The following is a 1,434-nucleotide window of genomic DNA, read 5'->3' on the forward strand; positions in this document are numbered from 1 at the left end:
GAGAAATAATAGTAGTAAAATATATTTTGTCTAGTAATTAGCTTGAAATAAAGAAGTAACATACGTAAATTCGTACGATTTCGTGAACAAATGAAGTAAACAATTTTCTCATAGTATTTACTTTTGTTATGATATACATAACTTACATAAATTAAGGATAGAGAAAAGAGGTTTAATAATGAAGCGTTATCAAAAATTAATTGGTCTTATGGTTGTATTTTGTCTCTTTGTACTTGCAGGTTGTAGCAGTTCAGGTTCAAAATTACGTAAGCCGTTAAACTGGGATTTAGAAACTTTCCAATTTACAAATCAAGAAGGAAAGTCGTTTGGTACAAAAGATTTAAAAGGGAAAGTTTGGGTAGCTGATTTCATGTTTACAAACTGTCAAACAGTGTGTCCCCCAATGACTGCTAATATGGCTAAATTACAAAAAATGGCTAAGGAAGAGAAATTGGATGTTCAGTTTGTTTCGTTTAGTGTAGATCCTGATCTTGATAAACCAGAAAATTTGAAAGCTTTCATTCAAAAGTTTACAGAAGATACAAGTAACTGGAACTTGTTAACAGGTTATTCACTAGAGGATATTACAAAGTTTTCAAAAGATAACTTCCAATCGCTTGTAGATAAACCAGAGAATGGGCAAGTGATGCACGGTACATCTTTTTATTTAATTGATCAAAATGGAAAAGTAATGAAAAAATATAGCGGCATTAGTAATACGCCATACGAAGATATTATACGTGATATGAAGCGATTAGTGGATTAAAAAGAAGGGTGCTAAGCACCCTTCTTTTTTGTCTTTTAGTCTATGGATAAAATGTCATGCTGTTGTGGCAATTTCGGTGCGCGAATTTCTAATACACCGTTTTGATAAGAAGCTTTCGCTGTTTTTTTATTAATTAAATATGGTAACTTAATAATTCTTGACGCTTCTGAAATGGAACGTTCTCGGCGATAATAGTTATGAGATGTTTGTTCTTCTTCTGTCTCTTCAAGTATATCTTCTTTTACAGAGACTTTTAAGTACTCGCTTTGTATTTCAATTTGAATTTGTTCTTTTTGTATACCTGGTAGTTCGGCTGTAACGACGAGTTCGTCACCAACTTCGTATAAATCTACTGGGAATGTTAATAAACGGTTTCCTTTTTGGAAAAAATGATTTAAATCAGCGATTACGCCACGAAGAGGTGTTTGTTCGAAAAAATCATCAATTTGTTTTAAATAATTACGAACCGGTGGGCGAGAAGAATCTTTTTTTTCTTCACTCATGGTATTCCCTCCTAGAAATCAATTTGCAATATCATATGACAAAAGCGGAGAAAGGTGAGTGCCTAGTTTTCATGTTTTCATAAAAAAATGTTAAAAATGTGAAATGGAGTGATTTTTTTATAGTTTTTGGTCGCCATATTCAGTTGATTATGCTAGTATAAATAG

2 protein-coding genes are annotated in these 1,434 nt (G+C 32.1%); one reads left to right on the forward strand and one right to left on the reverse strand.

Annotation, left to right across the window (positions count from 1 at the left end; all coding sequences use genetic code 11):
* The first annotated feature begins 178 nt into the window (after positions 1 to 178).
* Positions 179 to 766, forward strand: a complete 588-nt coding sequence (locus AC1DTM_RS26410; protein ID WP_002158007.1) for an SCO family protein — start codon at positions 179 to 181, stop codon at positions 764 to 766.
* A gap of 35 nt (positions 767 to 801) precedes the next feature.
* Here AC1DTM_RS26410 and AC1DTM_RS26415 read toward each other — a convergent pair whose 3' ends face one another.
* Positions 802 to 1,269: an Hsp20/alpha crystallin family protein gene (locus AC1DTM_RS26415; protein WP_002200637.1), complete on the reverse strand. Its 468-nt coding sequence runs from the start codon at positions 1,267 to 1,269 to the stop codon at positions 802 to 804.
* Between the last annotated feature and the right edge of the window lie 165 nt (positions 1,270 to 1,434).

The organism is Bacillus sp. P4_D3 (assembly GCF_056401855.1).

Bases quoted from the DNA above. Each gene is read 5' to 3' on its own strand.
- AC1DTM_RS26410 (WP_002158007.1), top strand. From the start codon at position 179: ATGAAGCGTTATCAAAAATTAATTGGTCTTATGGTTGTATTTTGTCTC.
- AC1DTM_RS26415 (WP_002200637.1), bottom strand. From the start codon at position 1,269: ATGAGTGAAGAAAAAAAAGATTCTTCTCGCCCACCGGTTCGTAATTAT.